This window comes from Enterobacter sp. 22499, assembly GCF_052044815.1.
Classification (GTDB): domain Bacteria; phylum Pseudomonadota; class Gammaproteobacteria; order Enterobacterales; family Enterobacteriaceae; genus Enterobacter; species Enterobacter bugandensis.
Map to the genome: position 1 here is coordinate 128,043 of NZ_JBQENR010000001.1, position 17,384 is coordinate 145,426.

16 protein-coding genes are annotated in these 17,384 nt (G+C 57.6%); 10 read left to right on the forward strand and 6 right to left on the reverse strand.

Annotated features, from left to right (window positions below):
- Window positions 1–13: 13 nt before the first annotated feature.
- Window positions 14–1,501, reverse strand: a complete 1,488-nt coding sequence (locus ACTJI7_RS00585; RefSeq protein WP_063154115.1) for a UbiD family decarboxylase — start codon at window positions 1,499–1,501, stop codon at window positions 14–16.
- Between the two features lie 113 nt (window positions 1,502–1,614).
- On the opposite strand from ACTJI7_RS00585, the gene ACTJI7_RS00590 reads away from it, so the two are divergent.
- A complete protein-coding gene (locus ACTJI7_RS00590) occupies window positions 1,615–2,499 on the forward strand; it encodes a LysR substrate-binding domain-containing protein (protein ID WP_063154113.1) in 885 nt (294 codons plus the stop codon).
- On the opposite strand, the gene ACTJI7_RS00595 is transcribed toward ACTJI7_RS00590, so the two are convergent.
- The 4 genes from ACTJI7_RS00595 to ACTJI7_RS00610 form a co-directional block, all read right to left on the reverse strand.
- Entirely contained in the window at window positions 2,490–3,401 is a 912-nt protein-coding gene (locus ACTJI7_RS00595; protein WP_047368576.1) for a LysR family transcriptional regulator, read from the reverse strand. The two genes, ACTJI7_RS00590 and ACTJI7_RS00595, sit on opposite strands and share 10 nt — an antisense overlap.
- A gap of 4 nt (window positions 3,402–3,405) precedes the next feature.
- Window positions 3,406–4,392 (reverse strand): MBL fold metallo-hydrolase, encoded by a 987-nt coding sequence (locus ACTJI7_RS00600; RefSeq protein WP_063154111.1) that lies wholly within the window; start codon window positions 4,390–4,392, stop codon window positions 3,406–3,408.
- 141 nt (window positions 4,393–4,533) lie between these two features.
- Window positions 4,534–5,277, reverse strand: a complete 744-nt coding sequence (locus ACTJI7_RS00605; RefSeq protein ID WP_226859191.1) for a 5'-nucleotidase, lipoprotein e(P4) family — start codon at window positions 5,275–5,277, stop codon at window positions 4,534–4,536.
- Window positions 5,278–5,363: 86 nt separating this feature from the next.
- Window positions 5,364–5,891, reverse strand: coding sequence for a GNAT family N-acetyltransferase (locus ACTJI7_RS00610; protein WP_041909946.1), 528 nt, complete (start codon window positions 5,889–5,891; stop codon window positions 5,364–5,366).
- Window positions 5,892–6,023: 132 nt separating this feature from the next.
- On the opposite strand from ACTJI7_RS00610, the gene treZ reads away from it, so the two are divergent.
- From treZ to glgX, 3 genes are read left to right on the forward strand one after another with little or no spacing between them, the layout of a single operon-like run.
- On the forward strand, window positions 6,024–7,811 hold the full coding sequence (treZ, locus tag ACTJI7_RS00615) for a malto-oligosyltrehalose trehalohydrolase (protein WP_063154107.1): 1,788 nt from the start codon (window positions 6,024–6,026) through the stop codon (window positions 7,809–7,811).
- Entirely contained in the window at window positions 7,808–10,276 is a 2,469-nt protein-coding gene (gene treY, locus ACTJI7_RS00620; protein ID WP_440669486.1) for a malto-oligosyltrehalose synthase, read from the forward strand. The genes treZ and treY overlap by 4 nt, the downstream gene beginning before the upstream one ends.
- 15 nt (window positions 10,277–10,291) lie before the next feature.
- The gene (gene glgX / locus ACTJI7_RS00625) at window positions 10,292–12,367 is read left to right on the forward strand and encodes a glycogen debranching protein GlgX (protein ID WP_028013184.1); all 2,076 of its coding nucleotides are present in this window, start codon (window positions 10,292–10,294) and stop codon (window positions 12,365–12,367) included.
- Window position 12,368: 1 nt separating this feature from the next.
- Here the strand turns inward: glgX and ACTJI7_RS00630 are convergent, their stop codons facing one another.
- The gene (locus ACTJI7_RS00630) at window positions 12,369–12,914 is read right to left on the reverse strand and encodes a winged helix DNA-binding protein (protein ID WP_041909953.1); all 546 of its coding nucleotides are present in this window, start codon (window positions 12,912–12,914) and stop codon (window positions 12,369–12,371) included.
- A gap of 199 nt (window positions 12,915–13,113) precedes the next feature.
- On the opposite strand from ACTJI7_RS00630, the gene ACTJI7_RS00635 reads away from it, so the two are divergent.
- The 6 genes from ACTJI7_RS00635 (at window position 13,114) to ACTJI7_RS00660 (ending at window position 17,372) form a co-directional block, all read left to right on the forward strand.
- Complete coding sequence (locus tag ACTJI7_RS00635; protein WP_028013182.1) at window positions 13,114–13,836, forward strand: DUF969 domain-containing protein; 723 nt, start codon at window positions 13,114–13,116, stop codon at window positions 13,834–13,836.
- On the forward strand, window positions 13,833–14,819 hold the full coding sequence (locus ACTJI7_RS00640) for a DUF979 domain-containing protein (RefSeq protein WP_041909955.1): 987 nt from the start codon (window positions 13,833–13,835) through the stop codon (window positions 14,817–14,819). Before ACTJI7_RS00635 ends, ACTJI7_RS00640 begins: the two co-directional genes overlap by 4 nt.
- 9 nt (window positions 14,820–14,828) lie before the next feature.
- Window positions 14,829–15,824: a DUF2891 domain-containing protein gene (locus tag ACTJI7_RS00645; RefSeq protein WP_440669488.1), complete on the forward strand. Its 996-nt coding sequence runs from the start codon at window positions 14,829–14,831 to the stop codon at window positions 15,822–15,824.
- A 236-nt stretch (window positions 15,825–16,060) separates the two neighbouring features.
- Window positions 16,061–16,453 (forward strand): polymorphic toxin type 44 domain-containing protein, encoded by a 393-nt coding sequence (locus ACTJI7_RS00650; RefSeq protein WP_032623152.1) that lies wholly within the window; start codon window positions 16,061–16,063, stop codon window positions 16,451–16,453.
- Complete coding sequence (locus ACTJI7_RS00655; protein WP_048958788.1) at window positions 16,431–16,865, forward strand: hypothetical protein; 435 nt, start codon at window positions 16,431–16,433, stop codon at window positions 16,863–16,865. Before ACTJI7_RS00650 ends, ACTJI7_RS00655 begins: the two co-directional genes overlap by 23 nt.
- A 21-nt stretch (window positions 16,866–16,886) precedes the next feature.
- Entirely contained in the window at window positions 16,887–17,372 is a 486-nt protein-coding gene (locus tag ACTJI7_RS00660) for an Hcp family type VI secretion system effector (protein WP_048999579.1), read from the forward strand.
- Window positions 17,373–17,384: the final 12 nt, after the last annotated feature.

A 17,384-nucleotide genomic window follows, 5' to 3' on the forward strand; every position in this document is an offset into this window, starting at 1 on the left:
TACGCGCGTGATTTTATTTCTTATCGGCAAACAGCTCCGGCGCCCACGGACGTGGATCCACTTCCATAAATGGCGCGCGCTCGAAGCGGTCCTTCAGCGCCCACGGCACCGTGCAGTCGAAGATCGTCTTGCAGGAAATGCCGTTGCCGCGAATCGAGGTGCTGTAATCCGGCGACTGGGACGGATCCAGCTGGTGGCCGCGGATCCCCGGAATATTGGTGATGCTCACATCGCCCTGCATGCGCGTCGTCATCGCCCACAGGATGTCGTCGCTGTCGAAAATATCCACATCTTCGTCGACAAGAATAATGTTTTTCAGCTCCGAATAGGTGGCTAAGGCGATGAGCGCCGCCTGGCCCTGGCGTCCTTCGTCTGACGGCTGGCGTTTTTTCACCTGCAATATGCCGAGGAACTTACCGCCGCCCGCGGTATGGGCATAGACGTTTTGCAGGAAGCCCGGAATTGCCTCTTCAACGGCATTACGGATGCTGGCCTCGGTCGGCAGTCCGGCCAGCGTGGTATGTTCTTCCCCCGGTCCCACCAGCGTCTGCAGGATCGCGTGGTTGCGCATGGTCACGGCTTTCACTTTGATCACCGGCAGGGAGGGATTCGCCTCACCGCAGTAGCCCGGGAATTCCGGCATCGCGTGGCCAGTGTTGGTATGCTGATCCTCTCTTACGCGCACGCCCGGAAGCAGTTCGCCTTCGATGATGATTTCCGCCCGTGCGATGGCTTTCTCTTTGACCGCCACGCCCTGCACCAGCTCGACCGGCTGCTGGCGCAGCGCCCCGGAGACGCCCAGCTCGTTGTAGCCAAACGGCGTGGTAGGGGCCTCAAAGCATGCGCCGATATAGATGGCGGGGTCGAGACCCATGTTGATCGTCACCGGCAGCGGTTTTCCGGCATCCTCCGCTTTTTTACGGAAGACTTCGATATGTCGCCCGGCGGCAAGGAACATGGAAAGCTCGTCGCGCTCCTGCACGCAGAGGCGGTGAATGGTGACATCCGTCAGCGAGCTGTCTTCCGGATCGCTTGCCAGCACCAGCCCCAGGCAGAAAAACGGACCGGCATCAATTGGCGTATTGGTCGGTGCCGGAAGCAATTTGCGAAGATCGAAGTCAGGATCGTCAGCGTAGAAAACCTGCTCCTGACACGGCGCCTGCGAGGCCGGGACGACGACGGGGGCTATCGGCTTTTTCACCGCATGGCCAACGTGTTTTGCCAGATCAGACGGTTCGCAGCCTAACAGCAGCGCCGCGCGCTCGCGGCTGGCGTGCATGCCCACCAGAATGCGGGAGCCCGGATAGCCCTTAACGCTGTTGAACATCATGGCCGGACCCGTGCGGGTCGGACGTTTGACCGTGCCGCCTGCGCCGATATGGCGGTAGACACCCGCCAGTTCCGCGTTGGGATCGACCGGATGATCGGTTTCAATATACTGGCCTTCGTGGCGCTGCAGTAAGGCGATGGCGCTGCGGAGATCGTTGACTTGGTTTTCCATATTTTTCTCCCTCGGTTGAATACCTCCATTTTTATGGCAAAGACCAATAGCATCAATTTCATCATTTCTGTTAAATTGATAAGTAAATTTATATCAATACAAGGAGACGTCTCGTGCAGTTTCGTCAGATGCGCCACTTCATTGTCGTAGCCGAAGAGCTCCACATGCACCGGGCCGCCGAGCGTCTGAACATCGCCCAACCGGCGCTGAGCCAGCAGATAAAGGCGCTGGAAGAACGTTTAGGCGTCACGCTTTTCAGCCGGGCGAACCGCCGCTTAACCCTGACGCCCGCGGGCGAAGCGTTTCTGGTCAAAGCCCGGCTTGCCATCTCGTTGACCGAGCAGGCGGTGCTGGATGCCAGACAAACGGCACGGGGCGAGCAGGGGGAGTTAAACCTGGGGTGCGTGTCGAGTGCGATGTTTGACGGCAGGCTGCCCGCCGCGCTGCGCCAGATGCACAGCCGCTGGCCGGCCATTACCATGTCCCTGATGACGGGAAATGTGCAGACGCTCTACGCCGCCGTGCAGAGCAACCAGCTGGACGTGGCCATCATCCGCGCGCCGCTGCCGTCGCTGCCTGACGATCTGCAAAGCCGGCCGTTCACCTCGGAGAAAACGGTGCTGGCACTCTCTCGTCAGCATCCGCTCGCCGGATCGTCCGCGCTGACGCTTTCGTCGGTGAAAGACGAAAAATGGATCTCGCTGCGCGATCCGGAGGGAATGGGGCTGGAGCAGTACTTCTATGACGCCTGCAGCGGGGCGGGCTTTCAGCCGGACGTGGTGCAAAATGCGACCGACGTGCCCACGGTGATAAGCCTTGTTGCGGCCGGATTTGGGCTGGCGCTGCTGCCCGCGTCGGCAAAGGCAGTGAGCGTTGAGAATGTCGTCTACGTGGACATCCTCGACCGGCTGCGGGGGAGCGAACTCACCCTGGTTTGCCACCGGATTATTCGTTCAGAAGTGCTTAAAAAGTTTCTGGTCACGCTCGATCACACCTGACGTCCGGCAGCCCGCAGCAGCTGCCCGCGCAGCCAGGCGTTCGCCGGATCCTGGCTGTTTTTCGGGTGCCAGTACATGTTGATGGTAATCGGCTGGAGCGGCAGCGGCGGTGGGAAAATATCCAGCGTGCTGGCAAACTGCTTCAGCATCCGTTCCGGCAGGGTACATACCAGGTCGGTACCGGCAACCAGCGCAGGCGCCATAGCGTAGCTCTGGGTGGACATGGCAACGTGTCGCTGATAGCCCAGCCCGGCGAGGGTTTGGTCGACAAATCCGGTAAAGGGATCTCCCGCCGACGACACCACCAGATGGGAAAGCGCGCAGTAGCTTTCCAAATCTAACGGACCTGTTCCACGCGGATGAGCTTTGCGCTGGGCGGTGGCAAACGCGTCGTCGAGAAGTTTGCGCCTCACCCATCCGTCATGGGCGCCCGCGCTCACGCCGATGTAGATATCCACATCACCGTTTTCCAGCTGCTGCGGCAGGTCTACCATCTCCGGCAGGGCGAAGCGCAGGCGGATGCCGGGGGCATCGGTACTCACCTGGTTAAGCAGCGCGGTGCCGAGCATCAGCGCCGGGTTTTCATGCAGCGCGATAACAAATGTCCGGCTGCTGGTGTGCGCCTCAAACGCGGTGGGGGCAAACATCGCGCGGATGCCGCGTAGCACGCTTTCAACTTGTGGCCTCAACGCCTCCGCTCTCGGCGTGGGTAATACCCCACGTCCATGTGGGGAGGGAATAAACAGCGGCTCGCCAAACAGCGTGCGCAGACGCGCCAGGCGGGCAGACAGCGCGGGCTGGCTGATGCCCAGCCGCGTGGCCGCATGAGTGATGTTCCTGTCCTGAAGCAGGGCGTCCAGCGCCAGGAGCAGGTCGATGTCCATGTCAGATATACGCGACATCACTCTACTTCGCGCCGCTGGCGTCCCGGTTGGTATAGGTAACAGGGACCCAGGCATAGCCGCCTTTCTCACCTTTCGTCACATAGCCGATGCCCGGGAAAGGCAGATGGGGCGCGGCAATAAGGTCTTTATTTTTCACAAAGTCAGCGAACGCATGCTCGCGTACGCTTGCCGCTTTGTTCTCATCTTCATCGTAGGTGATGGTCACCGCAGGCTGCGGGAACTGGACCGCCGCTGCGTGAATGATGTCGCCGACAAAGGTGATCTTCTCGCCTTTACTTGTCAGCGTGTAGAAGGCCGATCCCGGCGTGTGTCCGGGGTGAACCGTGCCGGTCAGCCCCGGAAGAATCTCCGATGTGCCGCTAAACGGCACCACTTTACCCGCGTCAAGATAGGGTTTTAAGGTCTTCTGTGCGACATCGAAGTAGTTCTTGCCGTAGCCGGTTTTCTTCTGATTGTCGTCGTTAAAGAAAAAGTCGATGTCCGGTTTGCCAACGTAAACGCGCGAGTTGCTGAACACCAGCTTGCCGTCTTTCACCAGGCCACCCGCGTGGTCGGAGTGGGCGTGGGTCAGGAGAACTTCAGTGATGTCCTCGGGTTTGATCCCCTGGGTGGCGAGGCTCTCAATCAGACGTCCGCCGTTGCCGGGGCCAAAGAGCTGGCCGGAACCGGTATCCACCAGGATTTTGTGTCCGGGCATCGCAATCAGGAAGGCGTTGATGGACACTTCCGCCGGGTTGGTCTGAAAGTTTTTCGCGAGCAGTGCATCAATGTTTTGCGGCGTTGTCCGGCGCAGCAGCTTGTGCAGATCCTGCGCAACGGTCCCGTCCGTAAACGACGTAACCAGAACGTCGCCGACCTGCACGCTGTAACCGCCCGCCGGTTGTTTAACGACGTGCTGCGGCGTTTCTGCCGAGGCCTGCAGCGCAGGGTAGAACAGCAATGAACTGGAAATCAGCGTGGAAAGAGCAAGTTTTTTCACGGTAAGCATACGAGTCTCCTTTGAAAGTGCTCATCTTACTGCTCCGTAAAATTATAAGAACCTGCTCAGAAATGATAGGACCTATAAACGAGATAAATAGCACAGCGCAACAGCCGGGTGGTGGTGAAGCCTTTCCCGGCCCGTAAAGCGTTATTTTTTCAGCGGTGCGTTCCAGCTATCCAGCGTGGTCCTGGACCAGGCACCATAAGCGGCATTTGGGAGCACAATCCAGTCGTTGCCGAAGTGTTCGGCGCTGGCTTCAACCAGCTCACGCTGCTGCTCGCTCGGTTTTTTGTTTTTGAACTGTACGGCGAAGTCCGGCAGGCTGTCGCCGAACAGCATCACGATCTGCTGCTTTTTGAGGATGCTCTGACGGCGCTCTTCCTTGCTGACCGTATCCAGCAGCACGCTTTCGTCAGACACCTGCGGCAGGCCGAGAGCGTTTAACGTCTTCAGCGTGTCGGCTTTGTTTTCCTGCATACGGTCCGAAACATAATAGATGCGGACCTTGCTTTGATTCACATGGTCAAGAAACGCCTTCGCTCCCGGAATTAAGCCGGGTTTTCCCTGTTTTTCCCAGTCGCTCCAGGTATCCCATTTCGTATAGTCGTGACACTGCGCCATGTCGCGCACCAGCAGAGGGGTGTTATCCAGCACCGTTTCATCCAGGTCCATCACCACGGCGTAATTTTCAGGAGTTTTCAGATCTTTTAATTTTTCGTTGAAACGCTCGGTGGCAAACCGATACGTCTGCAGCTGAAGGGCCAGAATCTCTGCCGATTTCTGCTGATAGCGCAGCGCCATTTCGTACGCTTTGGGTTCACACAGCTCGCGCTCAGCGGCCGTCGCCGCTGCACTCAAAACGGGTAATGCCAGCAGTAATGCCTTAGCCATTGAATTCACACTTCTTTCCTCAACACCGTGGTTAAAATCCCGAAAGCGTAATGAAGTTCAATGACAGAAATATGAAGGCAGCGGCGCTACACCAGCATGTAATACCAGAACAGGGCGACCTCGTCTTTTTCCGGTAAGGCGTTGTAGAGATACCGATCGTACCCGCCCAGGGTGAACCCGTAGTTACGGTAAAACAGACAGGCAGAGACGTTCACATTTTGTGTTTCAAGCCGTAATCCCGGCGCGTTTACGCTGCGGGCCCACACGTGCGCGGCAGCCATTAATTTTTGCGCAGCGCCGGTTCTGCGTCTGGTGCGATCAACGGCAATATAATCCACTGAAATAAATTTATTCCAGCCGATTGATGCGGTAATAAATCCGGCTAATTCACCGTCATCGGTTTCCGCAACAAGAAATATGGCGTCCGGATTAACGCAATGGTTTTCAAGCGTTTGGATGTCGAGTTCGTAGGTTTTTATCCAGGGCTCGGCGACGGCTTCAATATGCAAATCACAATGGATAAAGGGCTCTCGCGCAATGTGGCTAATGGTGAAAGAAAAGTCACAACATTCAAGACGGACGAGGTCCGTATTTAATCCTTTTCGAATCTGCATAGTATTCCCGATAGTGAGTTATTTCATAAAGAATAGACGACGCGGTTAAATCCGCTGATCTCACGCACTTGTGATCCTGAACTAAGCTTGTACTTCGTTCCGCGTAAAATGTGGGTCATTCGAGGACAATGAATGGAATTCAGGACATTTCAAAAGCAGTGGGGTGCTGAGTTTATTTCCGATGACGTGGTACGTTTTCGCGTCTGGGCAGAAGGACAGAAAGAACTTACGCTACGTCTGGCCGCCACCGACGTGCCGATGACGGCAACCGGCAACGGCTGGTTTCAGGCGGACGTCCCCGGCGTCATGCACGGTGCAGAGTATCAGTTTGTCCTGCAGGACGGCATGGCGGTACCCGACCCGGCATCGCGCGCGCAAAAGGGCGACGTTAATGGGCCATCGGTTGTTATCAATCCCCGACGCTATCAGCCGGTTAACCGGGACTGGGCAGGGCGGCCGTGGGAAGAGACGGTCATTTACGAGCTGCACGTCGGCACCTTTACCCCGGAGGGCACCTTCCGGGCGGCCATCGACAAGCTGCCCTATCTGGCGGAGCTCGGTATCACCCAGCTTGAAGTGATGCCCGTTTCCCAGTTTGGCGGAACCCGCGGCTGGGGCTACGACGGCGTGCTGCTGTATGCCCCGCACGCTGCCTACGGTACGCCGGAGGATTTTCACGCGTTTATCGACGCCGCGCACGGGCTCGGGCTTTCCGTGGTGCTGGATATCGTGCTCAACCACTTCGGCCCGGAGGGGAATTATCTCCCTCTGCTGTCGCCCGCGTTTTTTGATGCGGATCGAATGACGCCGTGGGGCAACGGCATCGCTTACGAGCGCGAGCCGGTGAGGCAGTACATCACCGACGCACCGCTCTACTGGCTGACGGAGTACCGTCTGGACGGCCTGCGCTTTGATGCCATCGACCAGATTAAAGACAGCTCCGGGACGCACATTCTGGAGGAGATTGCCGCGAAGATCCGCGAGGCGATCCCGCACCGTCACGTTCACCTGACCACGGAAGACAGCCGCAACGTGATTTTCCTGCATCCGCGCGATGAACAGGGCAACACGCCGCTGTTCACCGCCGAGTGGAATGATGACTTCCACAATGCTGCCCACGTGTTTGCCACCGGCGAAACGCACGCCTACTACCAGGATTTTGCGTGTGAGCCGGAGAAAAAGTTCGCCCGTGCGCTGGCGGAAGGGTTTGTCTACCAGGGCGAGATTTCGCTGCAAACCGGGGAATCTCGCGGGGTGGAGTGCCGTACCCAGCCGCCGCAGTTCTTCGTCGATTTCATTCAAAATCACGATCAGACCGGGAATCGCGCCCAGGGGGAGCGGCTCATCACCCTCGCGGGGGCCGACAGGACGCGGGTGCTGCTTGCCGCGCTGCTGCTCTCTCCCCATATCCCGCTGCTGTTTATGGGCGAGGAGTTCGGTGAAACGCATCCGTTCCTGTTCTTCACCGATTTTCACGGCGACCTGGCAAAAGCGGTGCGGGAAGGGCGCGCGAAAGAGTTTACCGGCCACGCCGGGCACGATGAAGCCGTCCCGGACCCGAACGACGTTAACACCTTCGTTCGCTCAAAGCTCGACTGGCATAAGATTGCTACCGACGAAGGGAAAACGTGGCTGCGCTTCACCCGCCACCTGCTGACGTTGCGCCATCGCTATATCGTTCCGCTTCTGCATCAGGGCGGCATCGTTGAAGGCAAGGCGATCGAGACCGCACCCGGCATGGTGGCGGTGAGCTGGCGCTTCCCGTCCGGGACGCTCTCTCTGGCGCTCAATATCGGCCCTAAGCCTGTCGACGTGCCCGCGCTCGCAGGGGAGACGCGCTTCGCCTGGCCGGAGGTAAACGACGTTTTGCCGCCGAACAGTATTGTCGTTCGCTTTGCTGATGGAGACGCATCGTTATGATCCCTTCCGCCACGTACCGTATTCAGTTCCGCAACGGCATGACGTTTGACCGCGCTGTCGAGCTGGTGCCGTATCTGAAAGACCTCGGCATCAGCCACCTCTACGCCTCGCCCGTGTTTACCGCCACAACGGGTTCCACCCACGGCTATGACGTGACCAACCCGAATGAAATTGACCCCGCGATTGGCGGTCAGGAAGGGTTTGACCGCATGGCCGCGGCGCTAAGGCAGGCCGGCATGGGGCTGATTCTGGATATTGTCCCGAACCATATGTCCACCTCGCTGGAAAACGCCTGGTGGCGGGACGTGATTGAATACGGCCAGCGGAGCCGCTATTTCCGCTATTTCGATATCGACGCGTCGCGCCCGCTTACGCTGCCGTTTCTCGGCGACACCTTTGAGGCGGAGCTGGAGAAGGGTGCCATTACGTTAAAAAGTGACCCTGTCACGAATAAAGCCTCTCTGGTCTATTACGACACGGCGTACCCGCTTAATCCGGGCACGTACAGCGAGGATAAAAGTATCGCCGAACTGCATGAGGCGCAGAGCTGGCGGCTGATGTCCTGGCGGGAAGCGCCGAAGCAGCTCTCATGGCGGCGCTTCTTCGAGATCACCGGTCTTGTAGGCGTACGGGTTGAAGACGAGGCGGTCTTCGACGATACGCACCGTCTCATTCTTGAGCTGGTTCACGCGGGCGTGGTTGACGGCCTGCGCATTGACCATATTGACGGCCTGGCCGATCCGCTGGGTTATTTGCAGAAGCTGCGGCAGGCAGCCGGACCTGACTGTTACATCACGGTCGAAAAAATTCTCGCGAAGGGAGAGCAGCTCCCCACCGACTGGCCGGTTTCCGGCACCACCGGCTACGAGTTTATCGCCTCGCTGGCGGAGGTGCTGGTCGACGACGATAACCTCTCGCGCCTGGAGACAATCCACGACGAGACGCTGGGCATCACGGTCGATCGCCACGCCGAACTGCGCGATGCCAAGGGTCTGATGACCGATCGTAATTTTGAGGGCGAGTTCACCACGCTGCTAAACCTTGCGGACGATCTGGCCCGCCGCAATGACGTTGCGCTGCCGCGCGAGGAGATCCGCCACGCGCTGCGCGAGTTGCTTATCGCTTTTCCGGTGTACCGCACCTACGGCACTCGCGAGGGACTAACCCCGCCTGACGTGGCGCTGCTTAACCGCGTAGTCGCCAGCGTGGAGACGTCGGAAGCGGCGCTCAGCCTGATTGTGCGCATTCTTACCGGCGATCTGCCGGAAGATTGCCGCGACTGCGCCGCGCTTTTCAGAACCCGCTTCCAGCAGCTGACCGGGCCGCTGATGGCGAAGTCGGTGGAAGATACGCTGTTTTTCCGTCTTAACCTTGAGCTTGCGCTCAATGAAGTGGGCGCTGACCCGACGCCGCGCGCGTTCTCGTTATCCCGCTTTCACCAGGAGATGCGCATTCGTCTCGCCCGTCAGCCCGACGCGCTGCTGGGCACCTCCACGCACGATACCAAGCGCGGAGAAGACGCCCGGGCGCGGCTCTACACCCTGACGGAGGCGCCGGAACGCTGGGGAGAAAATCTCGCCCGCTGGCGGCAGATGAACCAGACCCAGGTGCGTTTTCTCAACGACGGCACCGCGCCGAACGCCGCCGATACCTGGATGATCTATCAGGCGCTGGCGGGCGTCTGGCCCGCCACGCTGTCGCCTGACGATGCCGAAGGGCTTGCATCGCTGGAGACGCGTTTCCTCGGCTTCCTTGAGAAAGCGCTTCGCGAGGCGAAGCAGCGCACCGACTGGATCGACAGCAACGAGAGCTATGAGAGCGTGGTGCTGAGCTATGCGCGGCATCTGCTTTCCCCGGATAACGCCCCGTTCCTGCACGATTTCAGCGAGGCGATGCAGCCCTTTATCCGCGCCGGGCTGATGAACAGCCTCAGCCAGACGGTCATCAAGCTGACGGCGCCCGGCGTGCCGGATATCTATCAGGGCAGCGAGGCGCTCAACTTTAGCCTCGTCGACCCGGATAACCGGCGGGAGCCGGACTTCAACGCGCTGGTGCAAAACCTCAGCGCGGCGGATGCTTCAGTGTTTGAACACCCGGCGTGCTGGCGGGACGGCAGGGTAAAGCAGTTTGTCACCGCCACGCTGCTGCGGCTTCGACCGCATTACGACGCGCTTTTCCGCTACGGCGACTGGCTGCCGCTCAAGGTTTCCGGTGAGCGCGAGGAGAACCTGATTGTCTATGCGCGCGTTAAAGACGAGGAGGCGCTGATCGTTGCCGTGCCGCGTCTGGTTTTTGGCATCACCGATAATCATCAGCTGTGGGGCAATACCACGGTAGCGATACCCGACGAACTGGCCGGGAAGCGCTATCGGGATCTGTTCAGCGGTGAAAGCCGCATTCTGCAAGAGACGCTGGATTTAACGTCAGAAAAGGGATGTGTACTGGTTCTGCTTACCTGCGAATAATCGTGGAGAACGAAAATGGCAAAGGAAACTACGTTTGAAATTCGGGCCGGTCATGGCCAGCAGTTGGGGGCGAATTATGACGGGAAGGGCGTTAACTTCGCGCTGTTCTCCGCGCACGCGGAGCGGGTGGAGCTCTGTCTGTTTGACCCGTCCGGGAAAACAGAAATCGCCCGGCTGGAGCTGCCGGAGTATACCCATGAGGTCTGGCACGGCTATGTGCCTGACCTGAAACCCGGTGCGCTGTACGGCTATCGCGTCTACGGCCCCTACGATCCGGAAAACGGTCACCGCTTTAACCCGCATAAGCTGCTTATTGACCCGTATGCCCGTGAACTGGTGGGCGATATCGACTGGAACGACGCCCATTTCGGCTATGAGCTGGGGCATGACGAACTGGATCTTAGCTTCGATACGCGAGACAGCGCGCCGTTCACGCCGAAATGCAAGGTTATCGACCCGAACGCTTTCGACTGGCAGGACAACAACCGGCCAAACGTGCCCTGGCCGCATACCGTCGTCTATGAGAGCCACGTGAAGGGTTTCACCCAGATGAACCCGGCCATTCCGCCCGAGCTGCGCGGGACGTTCGAGGGGATGGGACACAAAGCCTCGGTCGACTACATCAAAAGCCTCGGCATTACCTCGGTGGAGCTGCTACCCGTTCACTGGTTCCCGGACGACCAGCATCTGCTCGACCGTGGCCTGAAGAACTTCTGGGGCTATAACACGCTCGGCTTTTTTGCTCCGGCGTCGCGCTACTATGGCCCGGCGGGGATCCAGGGATTTCGCGACATGGTGCGCGCCTATCATGACGCGGGCATCGAGGTGATTCTGGACGTGGTCTACAACCACACGGCGGAAGGTAACGAGCTGGGGCCAACGCTTTCATTCAAGGGCATTGATAACTACAGCTACTACCGCACGCTGCCGGACCAGCACCGGTATTACATTAACGACACCGGGACGGGGAACACGGTGAATACCTCGCACCCGCGCGTGCTGCAGATGGTGATGGATTCCTTGCGCTACTGGGCCGAATCTATGCACATTGACGGTTTTCGTTTCGACCTGGGGACGATTCTGGGCCGCGAGCCTGAGGGGTTCGACCCGCGCGGGGGCTTTTTCGACGCCGTTACCCAGGATCCGGTGCTCTCTAAGCTCAAGCTGATTGGCGAGCCCTGGGATATTGGCCCCGGCGGCTATCAGGTCGGTGGCTTCCCGCCAGGCTGGGGAGAGTGGAACGACAAATACCGCGATACCGTGCGCGAGTACTGGAAGGGGGACAACGTCTCGACGGACTTTGCCGCGCGTTTGCTGGGCTCCGGGGATCTGTACGACCTGCGCGGGCGTCGCCCGTGGGCCAGCGTCAACTTTATCACCGCCCATGACGGCTTTACGCTGAATGACCTGGTGTCGTACAACGAGAAGCACAACGCCGACAACGGCGAGGACAATAACGACGGGCATAACGATAACCGGTCGTACAACTATGGCGAAGAAGGGCCGACGGAGAACCCGGACATTATCGCCACCCGCGAACGGCAGAAGCGTAATTTCCTGACCACGCTGCTTTTCTCCCACGGTACGCCGATGCTGCTGGCGGGGGACGAGTTTGGCCGTACGCAGAAGGGCAACAACAACGGCTACTGCCAGGACAGCGAGATCTCATGGATCGACTGGAAGGGGCTGTCCGAAAACGACGCGGCGCTGCGCGAGTTCACCCGCCGGCTCATTGCCCTGCGCGCGCAGCAGCCGCTGCTGCGTCGTGAGAGCTGGCGCGACGGGCTCGAGATCCGCTGGTTCAATGCCGGAGGCGGTCCGCAGCAGGCCGAGCAGTGGGATGAAGGCTCAACGCTCGGGGTCTCCATCAGCAGGCCGGATCTTCAGCAGGAGGACGGCATCTGGCACGACGTGCTGATGCTGTTCAATCCGTTTGAAGGCACCGTGCCGTTCCAGATCCCGCAGTTTGGCGAAGGGGGATGGGTGCTGGAGCTTTCTACGGCGGATGACGCTGCCGCCGGGACAGCGTTCACCGAAACCGTAGAGTACGAACTGGCCGGACGCAGCATTACCCTGTTCAGACGTCCGTAATTCAGAGTGATGCCGCCGCGCGGGCGGCGGTGTCATACAGGGAGGAGATCGCGCGTAGCAGCTGCGCGGTTTCGCCGATGGATTTCCCGGAAATGCCGCTCTCCGCATGAATGGCGATCAGACACGCTTCGCGCACGTCCCGGTACTTCATGCACAACGCTTTCCCTTCCTCCGTGGTGGAGAAAAAGAGCTCTTTACCCGCTTTTTCGCTCGTCACGTAGCCCGCTTTGACCAGCTTTTTCAGGGCATAGGTCACTACATGCGTATCTTCCACGTTGAGAACAAAGCAGATATCGGCCAGCTTTTTCTTGCGGTCGCGGTGGTTCACGTGATGCAGCAGCGAGACGTCAAAAGCGCCCATATCCGGCTCTCCGGCTGCGGCCATGCAGCGCACCATCCACTTGTTAAACGCGTTGCCGGTCATGATCAGCGCGTACTCCAGCTCTGACAGTTCCGCGCAGCGCTCCGACACCAGATGGCGGGAGGAGACGATCCGGCCATCGTTGATATCGTTGCAATCGGGTGAAGCACTCTTTTTCGAGGTCATAACGTTCCTTAGCCAGAAATGTAAACTCGTCGATAAAATAAGAACATTTTATTGATAATTTGTTTACATGTTTTTGAGGTTCAGATATAGCTTTTTAGCGCAGGTTTTGTGAAGCCTGACGAAAAACACAACATCGCTCGCCGCAAATTAAAAAAATAGCCGTCGGCGCGCAACGCTCACTTTCGATAGGGTAAACGTTATGGACGGTACTACGCTGTTGCCGCTGATCGGGATACCGATCGTGGTCATTGGTTTTGCACTGCGCTTCAACCCGCTGCTGGTCGTCGTGGTGGCGGGTCTGGCGACGGGCCTGCTGGTCGGGATGGATTTCGGGATGCTGCTGGAGACCTTTGGCGAGAAGTTCGTCAATAGCCGATCGCTGGCGACCTTCATCCTGATCCTGCCGGTAATTGGTCTGCTGGAATATTATGGGCTTAAAGAGCGCGCCCAGGCCTGGGTGGCGAAGATCGCCAGCGCCACCTCGGCGCGTATTCTGATGCTCTACTTCGTGGCGCGTGAAGGCACCGCCGCGCTGGGGCTGATGTCGCTGGGCGGCCATGCCCAGACGGTACGCCCGCTGCTGGCTCCGATGGCCGAAGGGGCAGCGCTGAACGAATACGGCGAACTGCCGCAGCACATTCGCGACAAAATCAAGGCCCATGCCGCGGCGTGTGACAACATCGCGGTCTTCTTTGGGGAAGATATCTTTATCGCCTTCGGTGCGGTGCTGTTGATTGACGCGTTTCTGAAGGAAAACGGGATCGAAGGGATCGAGCCGCTGCACATCGGCCTGTGGGCCATTCCTACCGCCATTGCGGCATTGATTATTCATATGACGCGCCTGCTGCGCCTGGATGCCAGCATCCGCCGCGACGTCATGGCCTGGCGTGCAGAGCAGGGTACGCAGGGGGCCGCGCAATGATGACGCTTATCACCATTAATCGGGTGTATTACCTGATCGGTTTTGTTGTGATGCTGCTGGTTGTCATGACCCTGCGCGACCGCGCTAATCCGAAGCGTTTTACCACCGCGCTGTTTTGGTTTTTATTCGGCGGTATCTTCCTGTTCGGTGACCTGATGGTTCAGGAGCTGGGCAAATCGCTGGCATACCGGATCGTTGGCGGTTGCGTTATCGCAATCGCGCTGCTGGCGGGTTTTGGCCTGGTCGGGAAAGGCCACTATAAAATGGCCTCCGACGAGGAGCGCATTGCCTCGTCAAACCGCCTTAAAAACTGGCTGTTCCTGCCCGCGCTGATGATCCCGGTGGTGACGGTAATCGGGACGCTGTTCCTGAAGGGGGTGTCGATTGGCGGCGTTTACCTTCTCGACCAGAAACAGCTCACTCTGGCGGCGCTGTGCGTGGCCTGCGTCGCGGCGATCCTCACCGGCTGGTGGCTGACCAAAGGCACGCCGCTGCACGCCATTCGCCAGTCCCGTCGTCTTGTCGATACCATCGGCTGGGCGGTGATCCTGCCGCAGATGCTGGCCATGCTCGGCGGCGTGTTCGTGGCGGCCAATACCGGTGATTCGGTGCAGAAGGTGGTGAGCCTGTTCGTGAACCCGGACAGCCGCTTCATGCTGGTGGTCATTTACTGCGTGGGGATGGCGCTGTTTACCATGATCATGGGGAACGCCTTTGCGGCCTTCCCGGTGCTGAGCGCGGGGATCGCCTTACCGTTCCTGATCAACGTGCATCACGGCAACCCGGCGCCGCTGCTGGCGATCGGCATGTACGCGGGCTACTGCGGCACGCTGATGACGCCGATGGCCGCGAACTTCAATATCGTTCCCGCCGCGCTGCTGGAGCTGAAAGACAAATATCAGGTGATCAAGATCCAGATCCCGACCGCGTTAACCCTGCTGGTGGTGAACGTGTTCCTCATGTATTTCCTCGTGTTTCGCTAAGGAGCTGTTATGGAATTGACGCAACATCAGGCTGACGCGTTTGCCCGCATGCCTTTAACCTATTTGCGCCAGGAATACCCGAACCACATCATGCATCTGCTGAATGATGACGGTGACGTTCTGCCGCCTCGCGAGCTGCACCCGATTTTCTACGGCTGTTTCGACTGGCACTCGGCGGTGCACGGCTACTGGCTGCTGCTGCGCTGCGTGCGCCTCTATCCTGATCTACCGTGTCGGAATGACATCGTCGCGCTTTTCGACGAGCATCTGACCGACGAGAATGTGGCGAAGGAGCTGGCCTATTTCACCGCGCCGTTCCGCGCCTCGTTTGAGCGGCCGTATGGCTACGGATGGCTGCTGGCGCTGGCCCAGGAGCTGAAACAATCGTCGCTGCCGCAGGCCGCAGGCTGGTACCAGACGCTGGAGCCGCTCACCCAGGATATTCGCAACCGGCTGGTGGATTACCTCCGCAAGCTAACCTATCCGATCCGCGTCGGAACGCACTACAACACGGCGTTTGCCCTCGCGCTGGGGCTGGACTACGCCCGAGCCGTGGAAGATACCGCGCTTGAGCAGGCGATTGTGACGGCGGCGGAGCGGTTTTATCTCGCCGACACGCGCTACCCGGCCCATTACGAGCCGGGTGGCGATGAGTACATCTCTGGTGCGCTGACGGAAGCGCTGCTGATGAGCAAGGTCGTAGAGAATTTCCCGGCCTGGTTTGACGCGTTTCTGCCGAATTTCGGCTCCATTGCGGCGCTGATGAACCCGGCGGAAGTGAGCGACCGTACCGACCCGAAAATTGCCCACCTGGATGGGTTAAACCTCAGCCGCGCCTGGTGTATGAAGCATATCGCCAGGGCGCTTCCGGTAAACCACCCGGCCCAGCAGGCCTTGCGTGATGCCGTGGCGAAACACCTGGCGGCAAGCGTCGGGCACGTGGTGGGCAGCCACTACAGCGGCGGGCACTGGCTGGCGAGCTTTGCGCTACTGGCGCTGGAATAAACAAATACGCCGTCTTTCCTGTCGGGTGGCGCTGCGCTTATTTGCCCTACATTGTGAAATGCACAATTCCTGTAGGCCCGCGCAAGCGTAGCGCCGCCTAAATTTTTTTGATTTTTAATGCGGTTAATACCTTAGTCGGATATTTTTCCGTCATTTCTCTGGAAACAGATATCTTTTTTACCATCGCAAAGGTGTACGATATGCGGCCATATACCCACATGAAGTAGGTGGTTAATATGGCTGTTATACCTTTGTTACCCAAAGAAGGAATCGCTCTTGTGTTGGCAAACATGAGGATTGCAAGAGCGCATGGTATGAGCAGAAACATGGCTATCCCTACAACCTATCTTTGGTTTTATCAAAAAGTAAGAAATAAGGGACCGTGGGATTACAAGCAAGGACACCCGGAGTTAGCAAATTTTGGGAACTTCAATTATGGTTCGGCTGGCTATGCTGCCGGGATACCATCAGAAACGCTATTGATGGGTGCTGGATGGGCGCAGGAAAGAGCTAAAACCTCCAAAAAGAAATGGGGGCACTGGTATCAAAAACCGCCTTATGGGGATGATCCACACGATCAGTTTTGGATAAGGCAAGGTATAGAATATGCAAAGAAATACGGTTATTAAACGGCTCCATTGCTTACTCACAACGATTCTGTTGCTCGTTGTTTGTGGGTTTCTGACATATCAATACTATTTTAATGCATCTCCTCACGATAGCTTTGTCAGCAAACAGAAACTCTCTGATACCGTCACACTGTACATAACTAAGTATGATGATGGAGACGCTACGGTGTCGGATGTTTACCGCTTCTATTTAGATAAAGACAACAGTGGGAACATTATGAAAGCCCTTGAAGAACGATCACCCTTCCTGGAAGCCGATACAAGCAATGTCACAGCTTCAGCTTATGGGAACACGGTAAATGTAAAAATCACGGGCAAGGTTTATTCATTCACTAATTCTGATCTGTTCTATGCCGATGGTGTAGCGATCATGCCTGTAATTAATCTCATAGCCAATGGAATAAGAAATTAATTAACATAAGGAGTTTTAAAAATGGCTGTACCAGTACACCTCTTTTTGAAAGACGATGGCGGAGCAATGATCCGTGGTGGTTCTGATGTTGCAAACCGTGAAGGAAGCATAGAGCTTAGAGATCTGATCCATAACCTGAGCATTCCAACAGATGAGGCAACAGGTAAACTTACAGGTACAAGGCAACATTCAGCCTTCAGTTTAACAAAGGCAATTGACTCATCTTCACCCTATCTATACAAAGCAGTGGCTACAGGTCAGACGCTTCAAAGTGCCGAATTAAAGTTCTATCACATCAATGATGCTGGTCAGGAAGTGGAATACTTCAACATCCTGATGGAAGGCGTGAAAGTCATTTCAATAACTCCAATAATGCATGATACAAGAGATTGTCCCGGTACTGGTCACATGGAAAATGTATCTTTACGATATGCAAAAATCACATGGAAAATTCTGGACGGAAATATACAGTACACTGATGCGTGGAACGAACGTCCTACAGCGTAGTTGTTATAAACA